This window comes from Paenibacillus sp. Y5S-9, from assembly GCF_036894235.1.
Classification (GTDB): domain Bacteria; phylum Bacillota; class Bacilli; order Paenibacillales; family Paenibacillaceae; genus Paenibacillus.
In genome coordinates, this window is the sequence record NZ_CP145887.1 from 5,912,643 (window position 1) to 5,931,833 (window position 19,191).

19 protein-coding genes are annotated in these 19,191 nt (G+C 46.6%); 5 read left to right on the top strand and 14 right to left on the bottom strand.

Annotated features, from left to right (window positions below):
• Positions 1–110: 110 nt before the first annotated feature.
• The 3 genes from V6669_RS26130 to V6669_RS26140 all read right to left on the bottom strand — a co-directional run bounded on the left by V6669_RS26130 (position 111) and on the right by V6669_RS26140 (position 2,761).
• Complete coding sequence (locus V6669_RS26130) at positions 111–1,043, bottom strand: sensor histidine kinase (RefSeq protein ID WP_338588580.1); 933 nt, start codon at positions 1,041–1,043, stop codon at positions 111–113.
• Positions 1,040–1,756: a response regulator transcription factor gene (locus tag V6669_RS26135; RefSeq protein ID WP_338588581.1), complete on the bottom strand. Its 717-nt coding sequence runs from the start codon at positions 1,754–1,756 to the stop codon at positions 1,040–1,042. Before V6669_RS26135 ends, V6669_RS26130 begins: the two co-directional genes overlap by 4 nt.
• A gap of 153 nt (positions 1,757–1,909) precedes the next feature.
• Positions 1,910–2,761, bottom strand: coding sequence for a DegV family protein (locus V6669_RS26140; RefSeq protein WP_047841614.1), 852 nt, complete (start codon positions 2,759–2,761; stop codon positions 1,910–1,912).
• 305 nt (positions 2,762–3,066) lie between these two features.
• Here V6669_RS26140 and V6669_RS26145 point away from each other — a divergent pair, with 305 nt between their 5' ends.
• From V6669_RS26145 to V6669_RS26160, 4 genes are all read left to right on the top strand, one after another.
• Entirely contained in the window at positions 3,067–3,843 is a 777-nt protein-coding gene (locus V6669_RS26145) for an ABC-2 family transporter protein (RefSeq protein WP_036606839.1), read from the top strand.
• Complete coding sequence (locus tag V6669_RS26150) at positions 3,840–4,640, top strand: ABC-2 family transporter protein (RefSeq protein WP_124118164.1); 801 nt, start codon at positions 3,840–3,842, stop codon at positions 4,638–4,640. Before V6669_RS26145 ends, V6669_RS26150 begins: the two co-directional genes overlap by 4 nt.
• A 22-nt stretch (positions 4,641–4,662) precedes the next feature.
• Positions 4,663–5,631 (top strand): ATP-binding cassette domain-containing protein, encoded by a 969-nt coding sequence (locus V6669_RS26155; protein WP_338595052.1) that lies wholly within the window; start codon positions 4,663–4,665, stop codon positions 5,629–5,631.
• A 96-nt stretch (positions 5,632–5,727) separates the two neighbouring features.
• The gene (locus tag V6669_RS26160) at positions 5,728–6,405 is read left to right on the top strand and encodes a succinylglutamate desuccinylase/aspartoacylase family protein (protein WP_338588582.1); all 678 of its coding nucleotides are present in this window, start codon (positions 5,728–5,730) and stop codon (positions 6,403–6,405) included.
• 82 nt (positions 6,406–6,487) lie between these two features.
• Here the strand turns inward: V6669_RS26160 and V6669_RS26165 are convergent, their stop codons facing one another.
• The 11 genes from V6669_RS26165 to V6669_RS26215 form a co-directional block, all read right to left on the bottom strand.
• Entirely contained in the window at positions 6,488–7,543 is a 1,056-nt protein-coding gene (locus V6669_RS26165) for a serine hydrolase domain-containing protein (RefSeq protein ID WP_338588583.1), read from the bottom strand.
• A gap of 166 nt (positions 7,544–7,709) precedes the next feature.
• Positions 7,710–8,111 carry a MerR family transcriptional regulator gene (locus V6669_RS26170; protein ID WP_338588584.1) on the bottom strand — a complete coding sequence of 134 codons (402 nt, stop codon included), beginning with the start codon at positions 8,109–8,111 and terminating at the stop codon, positions 7,710–7,712.
• Positions 8,112–8,137: 26 nt separating this feature from the next.
• Positions 8,138–9,625: a lipase gene (locus V6669_RS26175; protein WP_338588585.1), complete on the bottom strand. Its 1,488-nt coding sequence runs from the start codon at positions 9,623–9,625 to the stop codon at positions 8,138–8,140.
• A gap of 84 nt (positions 9,626–9,709) precedes the next feature.
• Entirely contained in the window at positions 9,710–11,272 is a 1,563-nt protein-coding gene (locus tag V6669_RS26180) for a glycoside hydrolase family 32 protein (RefSeq protein ID WP_338588586.1), read from the bottom strand.
• A 40-nt stretch (positions 11,273–11,312) separates the two neighbouring features.
• Positions 11,313–12,140, bottom strand: a complete 828-nt coding sequence (locus V6669_RS26185; protein ID WP_026081462.1) for a carbohydrate ABC transporter permease — start codon at positions 12,138–12,140, stop codon at positions 11,313–11,315.
• The gene (locus V6669_RS26190; protein WP_338588587.1) at positions 12,140–13,024 is read right to left on the bottom strand and encodes a sugar ABC transporter permease; all 885 of its coding nucleotides are present in this window, start codon (positions 13,022–13,024) and stop codon (positions 12,140–12,142) included. Before V6669_RS26190 ends, V6669_RS26185 begins: the two co-directional genes overlap by 1 nt.
• Before the next feature lie 146 nt (positions 13,025–13,170).
• Positions 13,171–14,496 (bottom strand): ABC transporter substrate-binding protein, encoded by a 1,326-nt coding sequence (locus V6669_RS26195; protein ID WP_338588588.1) that lies wholly within the window; start codon positions 14,494–14,496, stop codon positions 13,171–13,173.
• Positions 14,497–14,657: 161 nt separating this feature from the next.
• Positions 14,658–15,638 carry a LacI family DNA-binding transcriptional regulator gene (locus V6669_RS26200; protein ID WP_100529867.1) on the bottom strand — a complete coding sequence of 327 codons (981 nt, stop codon included), beginning with the start codon at positions 15,636–15,638 and terminating at the stop codon, positions 14,658–14,660.
• Positions 15,639–15,730: 92 nt separating this feature from the next.
• On the bottom strand, positions 15,731–16,174 hold the full coding sequence (locus tag V6669_RS26205) for a FixH family protein (protein WP_338588589.1): 444 nt from the start codon (positions 16,172–16,174) through the stop codon (positions 15,731–15,733).
• A gap of 19 nt (positions 16,175–16,193) precedes the next feature.
• The gene (locus V6669_RS26210; RefSeq protein ID WP_124118173.1) at positions 16,194–16,643 is read right to left on the bottom strand and encodes a disulfide oxidoreductase; all 450 of its coding nucleotides are present in this window, start codon (positions 16,641–16,643) and stop codon (positions 16,194–16,196) included.
• 189 nt (positions 16,644–16,832) lie between these two features.
• Positions 16,833–18,461: a copper amine oxidase N-terminal domain-containing protein gene (locus V6669_RS26215; protein WP_338588590.1), complete on the bottom strand. Its 1,629-nt coding sequence runs from the start codon at positions 18,459–18,461 to the stop codon at positions 16,833–16,835.
• Between the two features lie 330 nt (positions 18,462–18,791).
• On the opposite strand from V6669_RS26215, the gene V6669_RS26220 reads away from it, so the two are divergent.
• On the top strand, positions 18,792–18,998 hold the full coding sequence (locus tag V6669_RS26220; protein WP_017692174.1) for a hypothetical protein: 207 nt from the start codon (positions 18,792–18,794) through the stop codon (positions 18,996–18,998).
• The last annotated feature ends 193 nt before the right edge of the window (positions 18,999–19,191 follow it).

A 19,191-nucleotide genomic window follows, 5' to 3' on the forward strand; every position in this document is an offset into this window, starting at 1 on the left:
ACGTCCCCTGTCCGGGTTCCTATATCTATATTGTAAAGAGAAAAGTCTTCTTTTTTATTAATCAAATCTTACAAAAACCTTAAGTCTGACCGGACACGCCAACGCAGGGTCTACCAAGCCTTTAAGGTAACCGAGAATACAGTCCGTTGATGTGGCACACTATGCAAGTGAATACTTCCACCCATCCGCTCAACTAGGCGTTTCGTAATGGTCAGACCCAGGCCACTGCCTTGATAGAGTCGATTGCGGGAATCCTCCAGTGTATACATGCGTTCAAACACACGGCTATGCTCGCTCTCAGGAATCCCTTTTCCCTGGTCCCAGATCTGTAGCGTCACAGGTGCGCCTATCGCATGATCAAGTGAAAGCCCCAGTACCTTACCCTCTGCTCCATATTTCATTCCATTGGTAATGAGATTATCCAGCACACGGTCCAATGCTTCTTCATTCGCTTGCACGAAGATATCACCCGCAGGTATCTCCAGCTCCACATGCAATCCCAGATTCGTCAACATTTCATAAAAGGAAAGCATCTTCAACCGGCATAATTCGCTTATATTCACTCGACTAAGCACTAGCTCCGTGTCTCCAGATTCCAGCTTCGCCAGATCAAAAAAGGAATGGATCAAACGCAGCACTTCCTGCGCCTTATCTTGTATTTTCTCCGTCATAATATTCCGTTCCTGATCGGTCAATGATGGGCTGTGCAGCAAGGTCTCGCTATAACCCAGCACAACGGTGAGTGGCGTTTTCAGATCATGCGAAATGTTGGAGAGCATATTACGCATCTCCTTCTCCTGGTTTGCATACCCTGCTTTGGCGCGGTGCGCATGATCCAGCAGCTGGTTCATGTCTTTCAGAAGCTGACTGACTTGGTCATCACTATTGAATACAAGCAAACGCTCAAAGGTGCCTTGATCCAAAATATCGGATATTTTCTGATGAATATAGGACAGGTGTTGGGTGCGTTTCCGGAATTTCAACCACAATACAATGAAGGCAATGGCCAAAATAGCTGTTGTACTGGCAAAAATCAGTGTCATCCCTGCTCCGCCTCCAGCTTATACCCGATGCCCCAGAGTGTCTTGATATACTGGGGAGCCGAAGGATCTGCCTCCAGCTTCTCACGCAGACGACGCATATGTACGTTAATGATATTTTCGTCTCCATAATAGTGATCGTTCCAGACGGAAGCGTAGATCTGCGCCTTGGTGAACACTTTGCCAGGATGGGTAACCAATAGCTTCAGAATGCCAAATTCCTTGGATGTCAGTTTGACGGGTGTACCTTCACGCTCCACCTCGTACGTCTCCATGTCAACTACGAGTCCTCCAATGTGAATACGCTGATCTTTAGCCACTTCAGCCACAGGCGGAGTGGTATAATTGGCGCGGCGAATCGCAGCTTTGATGCGGGCAGTCAGTTCGATTAACGAGAAAGGTTTGCTCAAGTAATCATCTGCACCGAACCCCAGACCTAACGCTTTGTCCACCTCCCCATCCTTCGCAGACAGAATGAGCACAGGTACCAGACTGACTGCCCGAATGGTTTGCAGCACATCCATCCCACTTTTGCGGGGCAGCATCAGATCCAGAATAACCAGATCATACCCGGGTTGTGACTGGCTGAACTGATGTTCTGCCTCTAAGCCGTCATATGCATAAGTGACGTCGTAGCCCTCTTTTTCCAAGTATGGCCCGACCATCTCACTAATTGAACGATCATCTTCAACAAGCAACAAGCGGTGACTTAACACATGTTTCCCTCCAACATGAACAGTTTTCTTTATTACCTCACAGTTTGTTTGAATTGGCAATGACATACGAAAAAACCTGACAGGAGCAACACTTTGACATCAAGTGTGTTTCCTGCCAGGTCTATGAGCGTTTATAGATGAGTGCTTATAAGTCTAGTCTCTATATCCGTTCTCGCTGTGTATCCAGCACAGTCCAATGGTTCCTGCACCTGCATGAATACTCACCACAGGGATAAACGGCATGATTTCGGTCTTTAATTTAGGGAGCAGATTGGCAATCTGCTTCTTGATCGTGACGGCTTCTTCCTGATTGTTCGCATGCATAATGCACACATGCTTTACTTTCTCCATATCCAGCTTGAGCATATCCAGCATGCGCTCTTTTGTCCGCTTGAACGTGCGAATCTTCTCATTCACAACTACTTTGCCCTCTTCAAATCGAAGCAGCAGATGGATCTTGAGCAGTTGACTGATGATCAGCTGTGTGCCCGACACTCGTCCACTGCGATGAAGATGTTGAAGACTGGCCGGTATGAGGTAAAAGGACATGTTATCAATCATTTGTTCAATGTTTACTTTGATCTCGGCAGCTGAACATCCCTGCTTCTGCCATTCCAGTCCTTGCATAATCATCTCACGGTGAGGATAGGCACCTGCCTTCGAATCAATTGCGGTCACCGTCACTCCTGCAATCTCTGCAGCCTGCATGGACGTATGCAGCGTTCCGCTAAGCTCTGTAGAGCAATGAATCGTAATAATCTCATCGTACTTGTCTTTGAGCGACTCATACAGTTCAATGAATTCGCCAATGGGTGGCTGCGAACTGCTCGCACGTGAAGCCTCCGCAAGTTTCTCATAGAACATTTCAGATGTAATGTCATCGGTTTCCCGGTAACATTCCTCTCCAAATACGATGCGCAGCGGTACGATGTAGATATGATTTTGCTCCGCAAAAACGGGATCCAGTGTACTGGTACTATCGGTGACCCATGCAATTTTCTTCATGACATCCTTCTCTCTTGCCGGATTGTTCGTTCTGTATCTTCAATCGTCAAGCACAAGCCCGGCGGTTTATTTAAAATTTGAATATTTCACATTGTAAACGTTTGCGATACTACCTCTCAATTATAAATGAACGGACAGACCGTTGTCTTGTGGCGCAATCATGAACACCCCTGTTAATACCATTATTAGCTAAAAAAATGTCTTGCCTGTGAAGGAATAAATTGGTATGCTGTTGTCCTTCTCTCTTTTTCGCCTTGACTGAAGTGAACGGAAACGCCGTTCAATCCACTTATCGGAGGTGTCACATGCTTTATTTCACTCTGGCTTCCAAAGCCTACTCCCGGAATCTGCAATACCGCGGGGCACACATGGTACATAACTTGGCAAGCGCCATGTTTGGTTACATGTATGCCTGCCTCTGGATCGGCATCGGGGCCGACCATACTCTCGGAGAATACGGGACACAGGGGATGATCAGTTACATTGCGTTCACGCAATCCTCTCTCTGGATCTCGGGTTTTCTCACGAACGGATTGGGTATTCCCTTATCCGTCAGGACAGGGCAGATCGCACTGGATCTGATGAGGCCTGTTCATCTGTTCACCCACCTGATGGCACGCGAATGGGGGCAGATTGCCTACCAGTTCGTGTACAAAAGTATTCCGATCTACCTGCTCTTCTCCATTGTCTTTTCCCTACATTGGCCCTCAGACGTTTCAACACTATTCTATGCCGCACTTGGTCTTGCTGGCGCCGCATACTTGTCCATCTGCATGAACTACATCATTGGTGCCACGTCGATGTGGACCACGGAGTCCTCCTGGCTTCACTGGGGCAATCACGCGATGATGAATCTGCTGGCTGGTTTTTTCATTCCGCTGGAGTGGCTACCAAACTGGCTTGAACAACTTGCCTGGATATCACCCTACCCTTTCCTGCTCTATGTACCTACCCGAATCTATCTTGGTTTCGAAGATGGCTCCTTGTTATGGGGAACCTTGCTTTGGTGTGTCTTCATGACGTTGATCTGTCTTGCAATCACTCAAGTGTTACGTCGTAAAGTGGAGGTGCAGGGCGGATGAAACGGACTTCCTGGTTCAATTTATATAAAATGCTCATTCGAACAAGCATCCGCAGTCGGATGCAATACAAGTTCAATTTCATCATGGCGTCCGTACTGGCCGCTTTAATTCAGATCTCCGAGTTTCTGATGGTTGCTCTCGTGCTGCACAAATTCGGAGCAATTAAAGGCTGGTCCCTCCATGAGATCGGTTATCTCTTTGCCATCATGACGTTATCCAAAACACTGTATCGCACATTTGGCAATGAGGTTCACCATCTGGAAAAATACCTGGTTAATGGTGAGCTTGATCAACTGTTAACTCGTCCCATGCCCGTATTGCTGGCACTGCTGCCGCAAAACTTCCGCATCATGGCTGGGGAAGTCCTGCAAGGCGGGTTCATTCTCTGCTGGTCATTGGCAGGCATGATGCATAGCGGACAGATTGGCTGGATAGCCATTCCCTTCTCCCTGTTCATTATCCTGACCGGTGCAGTCATTCTCTTTTCCATCGGACTTGCTACCGCCACATTGGGATTCTGGACCACACGTATCGAGGAATTACAGACGATCACTGAAGATGCCGCTCGAACGGCTGCCCAATATCCGCTAACGTTATATCCCAAATGGATGTCTGGCATTCTGTTAACGGTGATTCCGGTGGGATTCGTCAACTACATTCCGTCACTGTACCTGCTACGGGGTGAAGGAGGAGCGTGGATTCTTGTTGCTGTTGCGGCGGTTGCCGTACTGAGTTTGGCTGCAAGTCTGCGTTTCTGGCAATTCGGCATGACCAAATATCAAAGTACAGGTAGCTAAGGAGGCGTAACGAATCATGAACATGATCACAGCACGGCATCTGCAAAAGGAATTCAAAACTCCTGTTATTCGCGAAGGACGTTTCTCCGGTCTACGTACGTTATTTTCACGTGAGTATGTGTCCAAGGAAGCGGTACGCGATATCAGTTTTGATATCGGCCCAGGGGAATTTGTGGGTTACATCGGTCCGAACGGGGCTGGCAAGTCTACCACGATTAAAATGCTGACAGGTATTCTGCACCCAACCTCGGGTGAGGTAAGGCTTGACGGTATGAACCCGCATCAGGACAGGCGCAGGACCGTTGGTCGACTGGGCGTTGTGTTTGGACAGCGCAGTCAGCTCTGGTGGGATCTGCCCGTGAAAGATTCATATGATATTCTGGCCGAGATGTACGGTGTCCGTGCCGAGGATAAAAAGAAACGGCTGTCCCAGTTCGCCGAGCTGCTGGACCTTGAATCGTTCTGGGCCACGCCTGTCCGCAAGCTCTCGCTTGGACAGCGCATGCGTGCGGATCTCGCAGCTTCCATGCTGCATGATCCCGAACTGCTTTTTCTCGATGAACCAACGATTGGACTGGATGTGAACGCAAAGCGGAACATTCGTCAATTTCTACGTACACTAAATGAAACGTTTGGCAAAACGATTCTGTTGACCACACATGATATGGACGACATTGAGCAGTTATGCAGCCGGGTCATGGTGATTAACCATGGTCAACTGACATATGACGGCACGATCTCGTCGCTTCGGGAAACCATCGGACTGCCTACGCTGATTCGGGTAACGTTCCGAGGAGAGTTCCACATCCCGGATGTTGTGTCGTCCGCGATACATATTACTGGACTGGAAGGACAGATTGTCACCGTCGAAGTGAACCGGAAGGAATGGAGCACAATGGACATTCTGAAACAGTTGGAGCACTGGGGTGAGATTGAAGATGTAGAGATGAAAGAACCCGATTTTGAAGATATCATTCATCGGGTGTATTAGTCGGCCCATTTTGTGAGGAAATAGGATGAAGACCTGTTCTTACGCCGTTACATGAAAGAGGGACATGGCGTACTGTAATAACGGAGGTGAAGCGTCATGCTTGTGACCAAACATGTCCTTCTAGCATCCACCGTACACGCTACTCCCTACTTCATTGTACGTGGCATGATGCCGGGACCCGTGATGTTCATTACATCCGGGGTTCACGGGAATGAAACGGCGAGTATGGCCACTGCTCAAAAACTCGCAGATGATATTGCGACAGGTCGTCACGCCATTCAGCGAGGGCTGTTAATTATCGTGCCACGTGTGAACCAGCAAGCCTACGCAAAGAAAATCAGAGGCAAGCCAGATCTGAATCGTACGTTTCCACGCCGTATGTCAGGCAAGGCCAAGCATCCGCTCGCTGCGGCAGTTTTTCAGCTGGCGCGTGAACATTGGGCCGACTGGTGGCTCGATCTGCATGAAGCCAACGGCCTGTCACAGCTTAGTTCACGGGTGCTTGGACAGACGTTGATCACCAATCCCGGCAGTGGGACGATTCCAGCTTGCAGAAGAGTTATCGAACGGATGAATCGGTCGATTGCCATTCGTGATCGTCATTTTAACCTCAAGCAGCATGAATTGCCGGGATCTGCCCGTACAGCGGCTTCAAGACTATTACAAGCCCGTTCCGTCACAGTGGAGACCTGTTGGAGTCTGAAACGCTCGACCCGTATCAAGTATCAGACGGAGATTGTACACCATTTTCTGCGTGAAGCAGGTATGTCATGACCAAGATCATTAAGATAGAAATAAAAGAAACCTCCAACAGAGAGCGCCCGAAGTACATCCTCAGGTGCTCTCGTTTGTGCATTTACCTCTGCATCATGGCTTCCAGTATTTTATTACCCACAGGGTCTAGCGGCATGAGTGGATAAAGGTCTTTTTTAGTTATGTACTTGAATATCGCATCCAGATACTCATCCACAATGGAGACTGATCCAAAACAATAATTGGACAATAATACAACACCCATACTCTGTTCCTTATGAATAGCCAAATAACTGCTAAAACCAAATGTGCCACCGTTATGCCAGAGAATATTCTGATCTGAGATGTTATCACTAAACCAGGCGTAATGATGGGTTGAATCTCCAATCATCACAGGCATGTGACTTTGTTGTATTGCAGAGGCTGGCGGATGATCTTCATTCAGGTTGGCCTGTACAAATAAACACATATCGTGAAGAGATGACTTGATCGCCCCCGCGCCTTCATGTACACCCGTATCCCAGTGAGGCATCTTTTTCCCCGTTGACGTATGTCCGTCCACAAATCTGCCATTCTGTTCTGCATTCAGCATAGCTGCTGTCTCCGTCATGTTTAATGGACCTGTGATATATTTTTTCAGCAAATCATCATATGTACTGCCTGATACTTTACATAGGATATAACCCAGTAAGCCCACGCCGGTATTGGAATACTCGAATGAACCCATCTGATCCACAAAGTCAGCATCCGATAAAAAAGCAAGTAAATCATCCTCCGTATAATTTGAATACGGATTGTATCGATTTTTCTTCGAGGACAGGTTTGTGGCAACTCCGGGTAATCCAGACGTATGCGTCGCAAGACTTTTTAAGGTAACCTTATTCAAATAATCGTTTTTACCGTTGGATATGTACTTGCCAACCGTGTCATCCGTGGAAAGCTGCTGTTGACGCTCCAATTCTAATAGGAGGATAGATGTAAAAAGTTTGGTTACAGAGCCGATTTCGAACAACCTGTGTTCAGGAGCAGCCACACTCTTCTTTTTGGGATTGCCCAATGAATGATATTCGATATCTCCCTTTGTAATGATGCCAATCTCAAGATGCAGATGTCTCTTTCCTTTGATGTAATCGGATACAAAACCTTGTAAATCCCTCATAGAAAATGTTACTCCTTTTGTGGTGTGAATTTCATTATTGAAATTATTGAAATCACGTTAACCACCATTATGTATTGGCAAACTACACTATGTATTCTTTCTAAATCTCCGATTCCCTGCTCAATAGTCCACGCCTGTTTTCTCCTAAACAGGAAAAGAGCCGCGATTACGGCTCTTTCTTCTGCACCCTGAACGATTGAATATAATTATCGATATCGTCCTCCGGTGTATGCAACAGTCGTGCCAGATGAATCTGCATCTGTTCCAGATGGTCAATATGTTTCTGAATGTCAGCGATGCGTTCGCGTACAAGGGTTTTTAACGTATCCTTTTCCATGTCTTCCTGGCTGAGTAGTTGCAGAGTCTCTTGTATCTCCTTTAAGGAGTAACCCAGCAACTGGGCATCCTTAATGAACTTAATTTTGACCAGATAATCTTCGGTATACACCCGATATCCGTTGGAGGAACGACGGGGAGCAGGCAGAATTCCACTATCTTCGTAATAACGGAGGGTTGCCATACTTACACCGGTACGCTTGGCCAATATTCCTCTTGTCATGGTTTCCATGCCTACGCCTCCATCCTTCTGCGGATTTATTGTGTTTGTTCGTTGCGCATCTTGGTATATGTGGCATCATAGGTGGCCTCGGGAAATTGCACTGAAGATTCTTGCAGCAATGGCTGCTCTTCCCCTTTCAGATAACGGTCAAAGAATGCCAGCGCATAGGATCTTGTTATATCCACATTATGTTCTGGCGTCATGCCTCTGGCAAACATTTTTGGTGAAATTAACGAAATATCCGTAAAGCTTTGATGGAAGAAATTATCCACCGTCAGATAATAGGTATCATTCAGACTACTTGTCATCACTCGATCCAGATCAGGCTTAAACTCTGGATAGGCTACTTTTTCCGTTTCGGTGGCATCCGGTTCCAGACTTTTGGCGGTTCCACCCGACATGATATACATAAACGGCTGTTTCAGGGCTGTCGTGGATACTTTTCCCCAGAATCCTCCCTCCAGGCTAAGTCCTGCCTGGAATCTTCCATCCTGCGCCAGTGCTTCCGCTGTTGTTGCCCCACCATACGAATGTCCCATGATGCCGACGTGATCCAGATCAAGTTTGCCTTGGAGCAGTTGATTCGGATCATGTGAATTCCACTGGGTAAGCATATCGAGAACAAAGCTTGCATCATCTGCACGTATGCCTATACCTTCTACATTATATTGATATAATTCCGCTGACGTTGCAAATTCAGGGTCAGCCTGATAGGAAACTTCACGTCCATCGGGAAATGTCACTTGTGCTGACGTATACGGGTGATCTATCCCCACGACAATGTAACCATGGCTAACCAGTTCCTCAATCATCGTCATGCTCTGAAAACGGGCTGAGCGGACACCCGGCGAGAATAGCAGAACCGGATACTTGCTTTGGACGGTGGACATCTCAGCTCCTTGCACCACATGTGTTGGAATGGTATCCAGATAACTGAACACCTGAGACGGAATGCCAAACACCAGACTGATCGCTTCTCCCAGTTCACTAGGGTAATGCGCCAGCGGCAGCCCTTGGGCGGCCTCCTGATCCACCGGGTACCATACATTAATCATAAGTTCACGCTTGTCCCCCGCGTCGGGTGTTTTGGTCTCTTCACGAGATTCATCCACCAGGTGCTCAGAGAACGTGCCAATGGCATATGTGCCGGTTGGTTCAGGCATTGTAAAAGCAGGTAACAGCCAGGTCAGTATGATTGAGCCTGCACTGAAAGCCAGAACCAGAATCGATACCAGCGTCATCTTAATCCATGAACGACGGTTGGATTTCTGCGCGCTCTGAACATAACGGCCACTACGGTATGATTTCATGAGTTGAATGATTAACGTAATGAATAATACAAGACTAACAAGATAGGTTGGTATCATCTGCACGCGAAATGAATTGATTAAGCCATGCAGAAGCACTGCCAGAATCAGAGCTGTGAGTGTTCCCACTGTCATTGCTGAGCGCTTCGGAAACACCAGCATGAGTACCGTAGCAGCTACGGTTACCAATACCAAAATCCATTCTAAAATTCTCATTATTCAGCCTCCAATATTTCTTGATGAATCAAGAATAAACCTTGAAGTATACTTCAAGGTCAAGGCTGTATTATAGAAAACATTTTATCGAGGAATTCGTATATCCCATTTGCAAAGTTCGGTCAACGTACACGTTCCGGACGAGAAAGCCTTAATACCTGTTGAGTTCGGCCCAGGATATATTCGCCCTGTCATTACCTGCTCTCCCTGCTGAATGAACACCTCAACGGAGCTGACATCCATAAAAATATGAAGTTCCAGTTTCCCGTCAAGCAGTTCCACTGTCGCAGCTCGTTCTCCGCCCTGCCCTTGTCCGGCGTGCTCGCGATTTAAACATAAACGACGCTGCTCTACATCATAGGAAATCACGGTTTCTTCATCCTCACCCGTGCGCAGCTTCAACCCGAAGTGTCGTGCCTGTTCCGCTTCAAATACAGCATACAGTTCGTAACAGTCTCCACTGATTCCAAGATCAAGATCATGTCCGTCACCACTTAAATGTATACCATACTGCTCGGTGCCTTCCGACCTGTACTGTATAAGTTCGGGAAGCGGCTGGAATATCAATTGTTCTCCCCTGCGAATTAGTTGTCTCGGCAACGTCATCGCTCCAGCCCAGGCATGAGACTGTTGTGTCGGGATTTCCGTTTCCCACGTATCCATCCAGGCCACCATGATTCGTCGTCCCTGTGCATCCTCCATCGTCTGGGGCGCGTAAAAGTCGAAGCCACAATCCAGCGGAACGTACTGCTCGTACTTCAGCACACCTTGGTCTTCATCCAACGTTCCCATCATATAAACGGTCGAATGCAAGTTGCGATAGTTATCTCCCTGAGCAGGCATGCGCTGTGGAGACATGATCAGCACATCTCGGCCATCCAGTGTGAACAGATCTGGACATTCCCAATTGTCACCAAGCGTCCCGTCACTCTGGGCCATGATGTTAACATAACTCCAATCCAGCAAGTCCGTTGAACGGTATAACAGAATGACACCTTTGCCCGCAGCATCATTTGAGCCAAGGACGCAATAGTACACACCGTTTCGTTCAAACACTTTTGGATCACGGAAGTCCTTGGGACTGGTATGCGCTGGGATTTGATCCAGCCGAATAACCGGATTCATCGCGCTTTTGACAAAATCAATTCCATTGTCCGAGACAGCGATATTCTGTGTCTGCAAGTAATCGTTATCCTTGTCGGGTCCAGTCACGACATGTCCCGTGTACATCAGCACCAATTTGCCATCCTGCACGATTGCACTTCCGGAGAAACAACCTCCACTGTCGTAGCTCTGATCGGGCGCCAGTGCAACAGGCAGGTAAGACCACGTAACCAAATCACGGCTCACCGCATGGCCCCAGTGCATCGGCCCCCATACCGGTTCGTATGGATAATGCTGATAAAACATATGATACATCCCACCGAAGTATATGAAGCCGTTGGGGTCATTCATCCAGCCTACCTCCGGCATCAAATGATAGGCCATTCGATAGGTTGGATCAACTTGATGTCGATGCTCCTTGATATATGCATTGGCCCGGGCGAGTGTATAACTCTCCTTCGTTTGAGCCGAAGAACTCGTCAGTCCAAGGTCTGTCTCTTGCCTTGTGTCTATTTCCTGCTGCTCGTATCGTTCCTGGTTCATATGCTTCACTCCTGTCTCTCTCTATATCACCCAGCTGAACTTATTTGATAGCCCCTTGCATAACCCCCTGAATAATGTACTTCTGCGCAAACAGATAAACGATCAGTACAGGCAGCAGGGTCAACACCAGACCAGCCATCAATGGGCCGTAATCCACGGTATATGTTCCATAAAAATAAAACGTGGACAGCGGCAGCGTACGCTGCTCGGATGAAGTCAGCACCAGGGAAGGCAGCAGAAAATCATTCCATATCCACAATACATTCAGCACGCTAATGGTTACGGTTGTTGGCAGTAACACCGGCAGTACGATGCGAAAAAAGGTCTGCACTCTTCCACAGCCATCCATTAGAGCCGCTTCTTCAAGCTCCAGGGGAATACTTTTGATAAAGCCATGGTAGATAAATACGGCAAGCGGACTGCCAAAGCCAATATACATGTAGATCAGCGACCACTTGTTATCCAGCAGGCTGAGCGAGCCGTATATTTTAACCAGCGGAATCATAATGGCCTGGAACGGAATAATCATCGCAGCTACCATCAGGAAAAAGAGATACTGATTCAGCTTGCTTTTGTGACGAACAAAGTAATGTGCTGTCATCGCCGCAAAAAGAGCAATCAGTAATACACCTGCAATGGTAATGAGCAACGAATTGCTGAAGGCGGATACATATCCCATTTTGTCAAACGCATTGACGTAATTATCGAATTGAAAGGAGCTTGGCAAGCCCAGCGGATCGGAGGTAATTGCCTGGTTAGCCTTGAACGAATTGACGATTAGAAGCACAAAAGGAAATACAAACAAAATCATCACAATGATTAATGCAATAAACTTCATCCAGTTGAGAATGCGCGATTGTCCAGCCATCATGCCTCGACCTCCAGTTTTTTGCTGAAATAGACCTGGAGCAATGTAATGGCGGCTACAAGGATAAACAGAACAAAGGCTTCTGCCTGACCCAATCCGTAGTCACGAGCAAGAAAGGCCTGCTCATAAACATGCATGGATACCATCTCTGTGCTCTTGAAGGGCCCGCCACTGGTCAGGGAGACGTTCAGATCATACACCATGAATCCCCGTTGCAGTGACAAAAAGATGCAAACAATAAACGAAGGAACCATCAGTGGCAATACAATGCGCGCCAACATTTTGCGATTACTTGCCCCATCAATGCTGGCTGCTTCCATAACATCCTTCGGCACATTCATCAGTCCTGCAATGTAGATAACCATCATATAGCCGGCATACTGCCAAACGGTCACCACAATGAGTGCCCAGAACGCTTTATCAGGGTCAGCCAGCCAGGAGGTGGAAAACAGAGTAAGGTTCATTTTTTGTCCTGCAAAAACGAGTACCTGATTAAAAATAAACTGCCAGATGAAACCAAGCACGATTCCGCCCACCAGATTCGGCAGGAAAAATCCGGCCCGAAACCAGCCCTGTGCCTTCATTCCCCGAGTTACAGCGTAAGCGAGCAGGAAAGCAACCGCATTGGTCAGCACAACGGTAATAAATACGTACTCCAGCGTCATCCCGAATGATTTCCAGAACACCGTGTCCTTGAACACACCGATGTAATTATCCCAGCCAACAAAGTTTTGATCGACTGCAATACCATCCCAGTTCGTAAACGTCAAATAAATACCATACAAAAATGGAATAATCATCACCGTAGCAAACGCAAATAATGTCGGGCCAGTAAAGATCAGGCGAGTGCGCAGACGTGTCCATAATCCTTTTTCGGTCAGCATTGTCATCCTCCACTCTATCCAAATGATTAGCCTGGCGGTTATACCGGAAACAAGTTGAACGGACCTCATGTGGAAGCTGTACATTCATCATCTCCGGCTACCGCAAGTCTCTCTCTATGTGCTGCACAGGGCTATGATTAATTCCTTTATTTCACGTTGCTCCAGTATGCCTGAATTTCACTGGCAAGTCCGGCACGGTCAATGACGTCAGCCAAATATTTCTGCATGGATGCACCCAGTTTGGACCAGTGATCCGCGGGAAGTGTGCTCATTGATTCCTCGATTTTGCCTGCCTTGATGTATTCACTAATGGATTTGCCAAGTGGATCTGTTGGCTCTAGTGTAATGTTGCTGAATGCCGGAATAATACTGGCTTGATTCACCAGGAAATCCTGACCTTTTTCGTTATAAACGATCCATTCCAAAAATTTCTTCGCTGCTTCCTGCTGCGCTGGTGTGCTCTTCTCCTTATCCAGCAATATTCGTTTGGATACGGCAGCAGAGATTTGTGTATTACCGAAATCATCCGGATTATTGCTCACAGGTACCGGGAGGAAGCCATATTTTCCATCTGCTGTATCAAAGCTTGAAATTTGTGGCCATGCCCAGTTGCCCTGGAACCAGATGCCTACCTCACCCTTGCCAAGGACCTCAGGTCCACGCTCATAGGTTCCGGACAGTGGAGAAGCCTTGTCGATATTGTAGGTTTTCATCAGGTCAAATGTATCTAACAAGCCATTAAACACGGCGTTGGAAGCAAGGTCCACTTGACCTGCCTTCAGATCCGTAATGAATTGATCCACCTTCGCACGGTCCGCCGACTGGCCACCATATGCAAGCCCCAGATAGTGCGCACCAAGCGACCAATCCATCGGAGATACAATCAAAGGTGATTTTCCAGTAGCAGCGATCTTTTGGAACAGCTCATCGAGCTGTGCAGTGGTCTGTACAGACTTCGGATCGAATGTCCCACCTACTGCCTGATCCAAAACATTCTGGTTATAAATGAATCCATATCCTTCAATAGAGAACGGGAAGGCATAGTTTTTGCCATCAAACGTTGTAGCCGCTGTGCTGTTCTCCACGGCATCCTTCATCCAAGACTCGGATGTGAGATCCAGAACACGATCCTTGAATTTCTCTACATCCCCTGTATCCAGCATCATCATCGTTGTAGGGCTGCCGGAGGCATACAAAGCAGACGCTTTTTCAAACGGAGACTGTCCACTGCCTACAGGTACAATTTCGAGTGTGATATTTGGATTTTCGGCATGGAAGTCTTTAGCCGCTTGCTCCAGCTGACTGTTAATTTCCGATTTGGAATTGAGCATGGTGATTTTGACACTCTCACTGCTGCTACCCTCTGAGGAGGAGTTGGACTCCGTCGTTGCTTCACCTCCACATGCTGACAATACAAGCATTATAATCAATGACAATACCGATAATTTCATCCATTTCCGTTCTCTTTTCATCTTGTCATGCCCCCTGATCAATAGTATAAAAGGAAACGCTTACAAGACGAATTATAATGTCAAAGGTTTAACATGTCAATCGTTTGACATACTATTTTAAAAAAAATAACGTGCCTTGATTTTTCTGTTGCAAAAGGACGAATAGAAAAAAACGACCTTTATCAGGTCGTCTCTCTCTCCACGATGGTAACCGGCAAAATATGCTCCATTTCGATCTTCTCTTCCGCAAGTTGGCGCCGAATCAGATCAATTGCCAGCTTAGCCATAGCCTCCACCGGCTGCCTGATCGTTGTTATGCCAGGCACCGTATACGCTGCCGCACGACTGTCATCATAACCTATAATAGCGATATCGTCGGGTACCTTGCGCCCACCTAACACGATCTGCTTCAGCGCATGCACCGCCATCAGATCACTCGTTACAAAGAGCCCGTCCACCTCGGGGTGTTGTGCAAGCAGCTTATCCACTAATTCCGTATACTGATGCTGATCAAACACATTCAGATCGGTTTCATGAATCATGACCGGTTTGACTCCATGAGCCTGCAAGGTATCAACGAAACCTGTCGTCCGGCGATTGGACAGCATTTGCAATTCCAAATTACCGCAGATATGTGCCAAATGCCGTCTGTTCTTCGAGAGCAACAATTCAGCAGCCATAACCCCTCCCTGATAGTTATCAGATGAGATAAACGGGATGTCTTCACCGATCTTACGATCAAAGGTCACGATTGGGGAATGCAGATTCATGTACTCATCAACTTCCAGTGTGTGGCTTCCCATAATAATGCCATCCACGCGATTACCCTTGAGCATTTCCACATATTCACGCTCTTTGGAAGGGTCCATGTGGGAATTGCATAACATAATTTTAAATCCATTCTGGTAAGCATGATACTCAACATAGCTAGCCAGTTCTCCAAAAAACGGATGGGATACATCAGGAATAATCAAGCCTATCACATTGGATTGCTTACGCAGAAGAGAACGGGCAATTTCATTGGGTCGATAATTAAGTTCGTCCATGGTTTGATACACTTTGTCCCGAGTCTTCTGACTGATATATCCCCGGTTGTTTAATACACGCGAGACGGTAGTTACAGAAACTCCTGCCCTGAGTGCAACATCATGAATAGTTGCCATAACACCCTCTTTTCCTACAACATTCTTCATACCTTTAACATTATAAACCCATTGCTAACCCTGAACCAAACCCTTGGTACCCGCCCATTGCTTCATTCCGCTACAATTCTCGCTCTCGGCATGCTATGCATAGCTCCGTGCGTAACATGGACCTGTACCACATACGTACCTGGTTCTTCAAAGGTATGCTGGATTTCATACAGCCCTTCCTCTGACTCAGTGGCAGTAATAGCCCCCTGATTCTCCAGTTCGTCCGCTGTCATCATACCTTGTTCCGGAGATACAGAAGGCGGATCATCAAGCTCATTCCAGATCTGGAATTGCACATGATCAGCCTGACTTAACGGTGCATCTCCCTGTGTAAGCTTCACCTGCAACCTTGTTGGTTTATGAAGAGAAGCCTTCTCTGGAACGTCAAGTTTCACTTTAATCATCTCTGGCATCTCGCCTGATTGTGACTGTTCTTCATAAGAGCATCCCACCGTCAGGAGGAGCAGAATAATGAAGGGCATGAACCAACGAGCTTGTCCGCTCATCACCATCTATCCTTTCTTATTAAGAAGATTTTGGTGTTTTGCCGATACCCCACAGCATCACGATGATGATAATAAAGGCGATCAGTGCCAGTAATGGAATCGTGATGAAACCAAACCAGTTCAAATAGTCGGTATAACATGGAACCTTACCGCACGCCACGGCATTACCTGTAGCCGAAAAAATACGCTGGATTGTTACATGATATAACGAAATGCCGCCACCGACGAAACTAAGTGGGAGTACGTATTTGGTGATGCCCACGTCATCCTTAAAGTAGGCAATGCCCAACAAGATGGTTAGTGGATACATGAATATACGCTGGTACCAGCATAGATCACATGGAAGATATCCCTTGATCTCACTGAAATAGAGACTCCCCCCTGTTGCAATAACGGAAACGGCCCAAGCAACAAATAACCGGGTATCCACATTTCTCGCTGGACGCTCCGATTTTGATGATGTACTCATTCCTCTGTCCCCCTCTTCATTTTGCTTATACCAAATTATCATACCTCATTCTGGACTCCATCGGCTATTCAAGCTGTTATGTAGGTCATTACTCGATGATTATACCAAATATTTGGAACTTTTGGGTGAATACAAAAAAGCTGCCGTATGGGGCAGCTCTTTTTGTTTTAATCTTGTTTCACTCTACTATTACATCGATTTCGTCAGCGTAATGGAACCATCTTTTTGTGCCCATTTCACGTCCCAGTTCAGAAGTTCAGCAATGAAGCGCAGAGGTACTTGCGTACGTCCATCTTTGTTTACAAATACCGTTGCACCCACGTTTTTCTTCACGCCGTTCACTTCCATAACGTTGTTGTTCACCCAGAATTCAAGCGTATCATCGCCAGCCATTACCGTTACTTGTTGTGCCTTTTTGTCCCATTTCACCGTTGCACCAATACCTTCACTCAAGAAACGCAGTGGAATGTATGTTGTGTTTTTCCAAAGCACTGGTGTGGTGTCCATGTTGGTTGTTTTGTCGTTAATTTTCAGCATTTTGCTGTTCAGTTGCATCCACACCGTTGTCATTTCTGGCGCTGGTGCAGGTGTTGCTGGCTCTTGGAATTTGTCATTGAATTGAGTCACGATGGCATTACCAAGGGCTTGACCTACACCAAACATCACTTTGAAGCCTTCACGATTTGTTGTGTAAGAAGCATCATAGTTACCTGCTGCATATTGATTCAATACATTTTGTACTTGATTTTCATGCGTTGTCAGCGCTTGTTGTCCTGCTGCTTTTGGCAGATTGCCAGCTGTTGCTGAATCCAGAAATGTAGCGAACTCTGTTGTAAATCCATCAATACGTTTCTCTACTGCCGCACGAGCCGCAGCATCGTTGTTTTTAACAGCTTTTACATAGTCGCTTTGTGCATTAACGTGGTTCGTTACCCAAATTTTCTCGAAAGCATTGGCACCATCGTTACCGTAAACGGAAGCAATCGCTGCTTTGAAGTCAGCTGTGTTTCCAGATTCAGCTGTAATCAGTGCGTTGGAAGCGGCTGTACGTCCATCAAATTCCTCTTGCATTTGCAGAGCCGAAAGCGCAAAGTGTTCGGAAGCCAAGTGGTTGAGTGCAGATCTCAGATCGGCTGCTTTTGTATCCGCTTTGGTATTTTCGAATTTCTCAGGCATTTGTGTAGTAATGGCTGTGGAGAGTGCCTTACTTACGTCGAACATTTCTTTGAAACCTTCACGGTAAGCCTTGTATGCATCAGCGTAATCTCCAGCTACATACTCATCGAATACTTTTTGCACGAGATCTTCATGTACTTTCAGCGCCTGTTTGGCTGCTGCTTTTGGCAGCTTGCCTTCGGTAGCTGTGCTCAGGAATGTGGAGAAATCATCCACGAAACCGTTGATGTTTGCTTGTGCTTGTTTGATTCCAGCCTGGTTGCCCATTTTGGTTGCTTTCACCAGATCATCTGTGTATTTGTTATGAGCACGGAAGATGCGTTCGAATTCTTTGGCACCTGCCTCACCGTATAGGGAAGCGATGGCTGGTTGCATATCCAGTGCATTCTGGTCGAGTGCTTTGTAGGCTGCATCTGCATCTTTTGCTCCGTCATATGCTTTGGCCATTGCTGTTACTGCGAGTGCAAAGTGCTCGGACAGCAGGTGGTCCAGGTTCGCTCTCAGGTCAGCCGCAGGTGTGTTCACGGATGCTTTCATCATTGTCATTGGTGTCTGTGGTGCAGAAGCTGCTCCAGCGATCCCCGGCATCAACAGTGTCAAGCTAAGTACAGGTGCGATAAACTTCTTCATTTTCATTTTCATTACGTGTTCACTCCTCGATTATGTTTTGTGTATAATTTCTTTCCTCGTCGTCGTCTTCATAGGGTGTAACGCAGGGTTCTCTATTCTGGATCACTCTGTGGACAAAAAAAATTCGCAACCTTCAGTGAAGAAAGCTGCGAATGCCTGTTGTATCAAGGTTTTTTAATATTAAAAAATAATAAAATTGTAGTGATCCTTCCTATCCAAGACTACATACATACTGTAAGACAGATACTTCATTTCCCTTATTTTCTCAAATTAATCTTACATCAAAGGTTAACTTGAAGTACAATAAAGACATATCATATTATTCGCGAAGGAGGTCCATTCATGACCTGGTTGCCTTATGTTTTAATTGTGGGTATCGCCCTATTTGGAGGTATTGCTACCATGATCATCGGAAATTCCAAAGCCAATCAAACCAGCAACCCCGAATATGACCGCCGCACAAAGCAAAACCTAAGCAAACTTTCCTATGTATATGTTGGTGCGATTGTACTTGGTTTTGGCGGACTAATCCTCTATCTTTTTAACTAAAATGTTTCGATTCGACAAAGAATACGTTCAAACACACCAAGCAGCTTCAGTTTTCGTTCTACATTCTCCGTAATAGATACACATGTTTACAAGTTGGAGATAATTCAGAATTATTCTGGATATGTTCGGGGTTTAATATAAAGCCATAAGGGACAGCGAGCCCATTAAACAAAACTAAACCCCAACTTGAAGG

Bases quoted from the DNA above. Each gene is read 5' to 3' on its own strand.
- V6669_RS26130 (WP_338588580.1), bottom strand. From the start codon at position 1,043: ATGACACTGATTTTTGCCAGTACAACAGCTATTTTGGCCATTGCCTTC.
- V6669_RS26140 (WP_047841614.1), bottom strand. From the start codon at position 2,761: ATGAAGAAAATTGCATGGGTCACCGATAGTACCAGTACACTGGATCCC.
- V6669_RS26145 (WP_036606839.1), top strand. From the start codon at position 3,067: ATGCTTTATTTCACTCTGGCTTCCAAAGCCTACTCCCGGAATCTGCAA.
- V6669_RS26150 (WP_124118164.1), top strand. From the start codon at position 3,840: ATGAAACGGACTTCCTGGTTCAATTTATATAAAATGCTCATTCGAACA.
- V6669_RS26155 (WP_338595052.1), top strand. From the start codon at position 4,663: ATGATCACAGCACGGCATCTGCAAAAGGAATTCAAAACTCCTGTTATT.
- V6669_RS26160 (WP_338588582.1), top strand. From the start codon at position 5,728: ATGCTTGTGACCAAACATGTCCTTCTAGCATCCACCGTACACGCTACT.
- V6669_RS26165 (WP_338588583.1), bottom strand. From the start codon at position 7,543: ATGAGGGATTTACAAGGTTTTGTATCCGATTACATCAAAGGAAAGAGA.
- V6669_RS26170 (WP_338588584.1), bottom strand. From the start codon at position 8,111: ATGGAAACCATGACAAGAGGAATATTGGCCAAGCGTACCGGTGTAAGT.
- V6669_RS26175 (WP_338588585.1), bottom strand. From the start codon at position 9,625: ATGAGAATTTTAGAATGGATTTTGGTATTGGTAACCGTAGCTGCTACG.
- V6669_RS26180 (WP_338588586.1), bottom strand. From the start codon at position 11,272: ATGAACCAGGAACGATACGAGCAGCAGGAAATAGACACAAGGCAAGAG.
- V6669_RS26185 (WP_026081462.1), bottom strand. From the start codon at position 12,140: ATGGCTGGACAATCGCGCATTCTCAACTGGATGAAGTTTATTGCATTA.
- V6669_RS26190 (WP_338588587.1), bottom strand. From the start codon at position 13,024: ATGCTGACCGAAAAAGGATTATGGACACGTCTGCGCACTCGCCTGATC.
- V6669_RS26195 (WP_338588588.1), bottom strand. From the start codon at position 14,496: ATGAAAAGAGAACGGAAATGGATGAAATTATCGGTATTGTCATTGATT.
- V6669_RS26200 (WP_100529867.1), bottom strand. From the start codon at position 15,638: ATGGCAACTATTCATGATGTTGCACTCAGGGCAGGAGTTTCTGTAACT.
- V6669_RS26205 (WP_338588589.1), bottom strand. From the start codon at position 16,174: ATGAGCGGACAAGCTCGTTGGTTCATGCCCTTCATTATTCTGCTCCTC.
- V6669_RS26210 (WP_124118173.1), bottom strand. From the start codon at position 16,643: ATGAGTACATCATCAAAATCGGAGCGTCCAGCGAGAAATGTGGATACC.
- V6669_RS26215 (WP_338588590.1), bottom strand. From the start codon at position 18,461: ATGAAAATGAAAATGAAGAAGTTTATCGCACCTGTACTTAGCTTGACA.
- V6669_RS26220 (WP_017692174.1), top strand. From the start codon at position 18,792: ATGACCTGGTTGCCTTATGTTTTAATTGTGGGTATCGCCCTATTTGGA.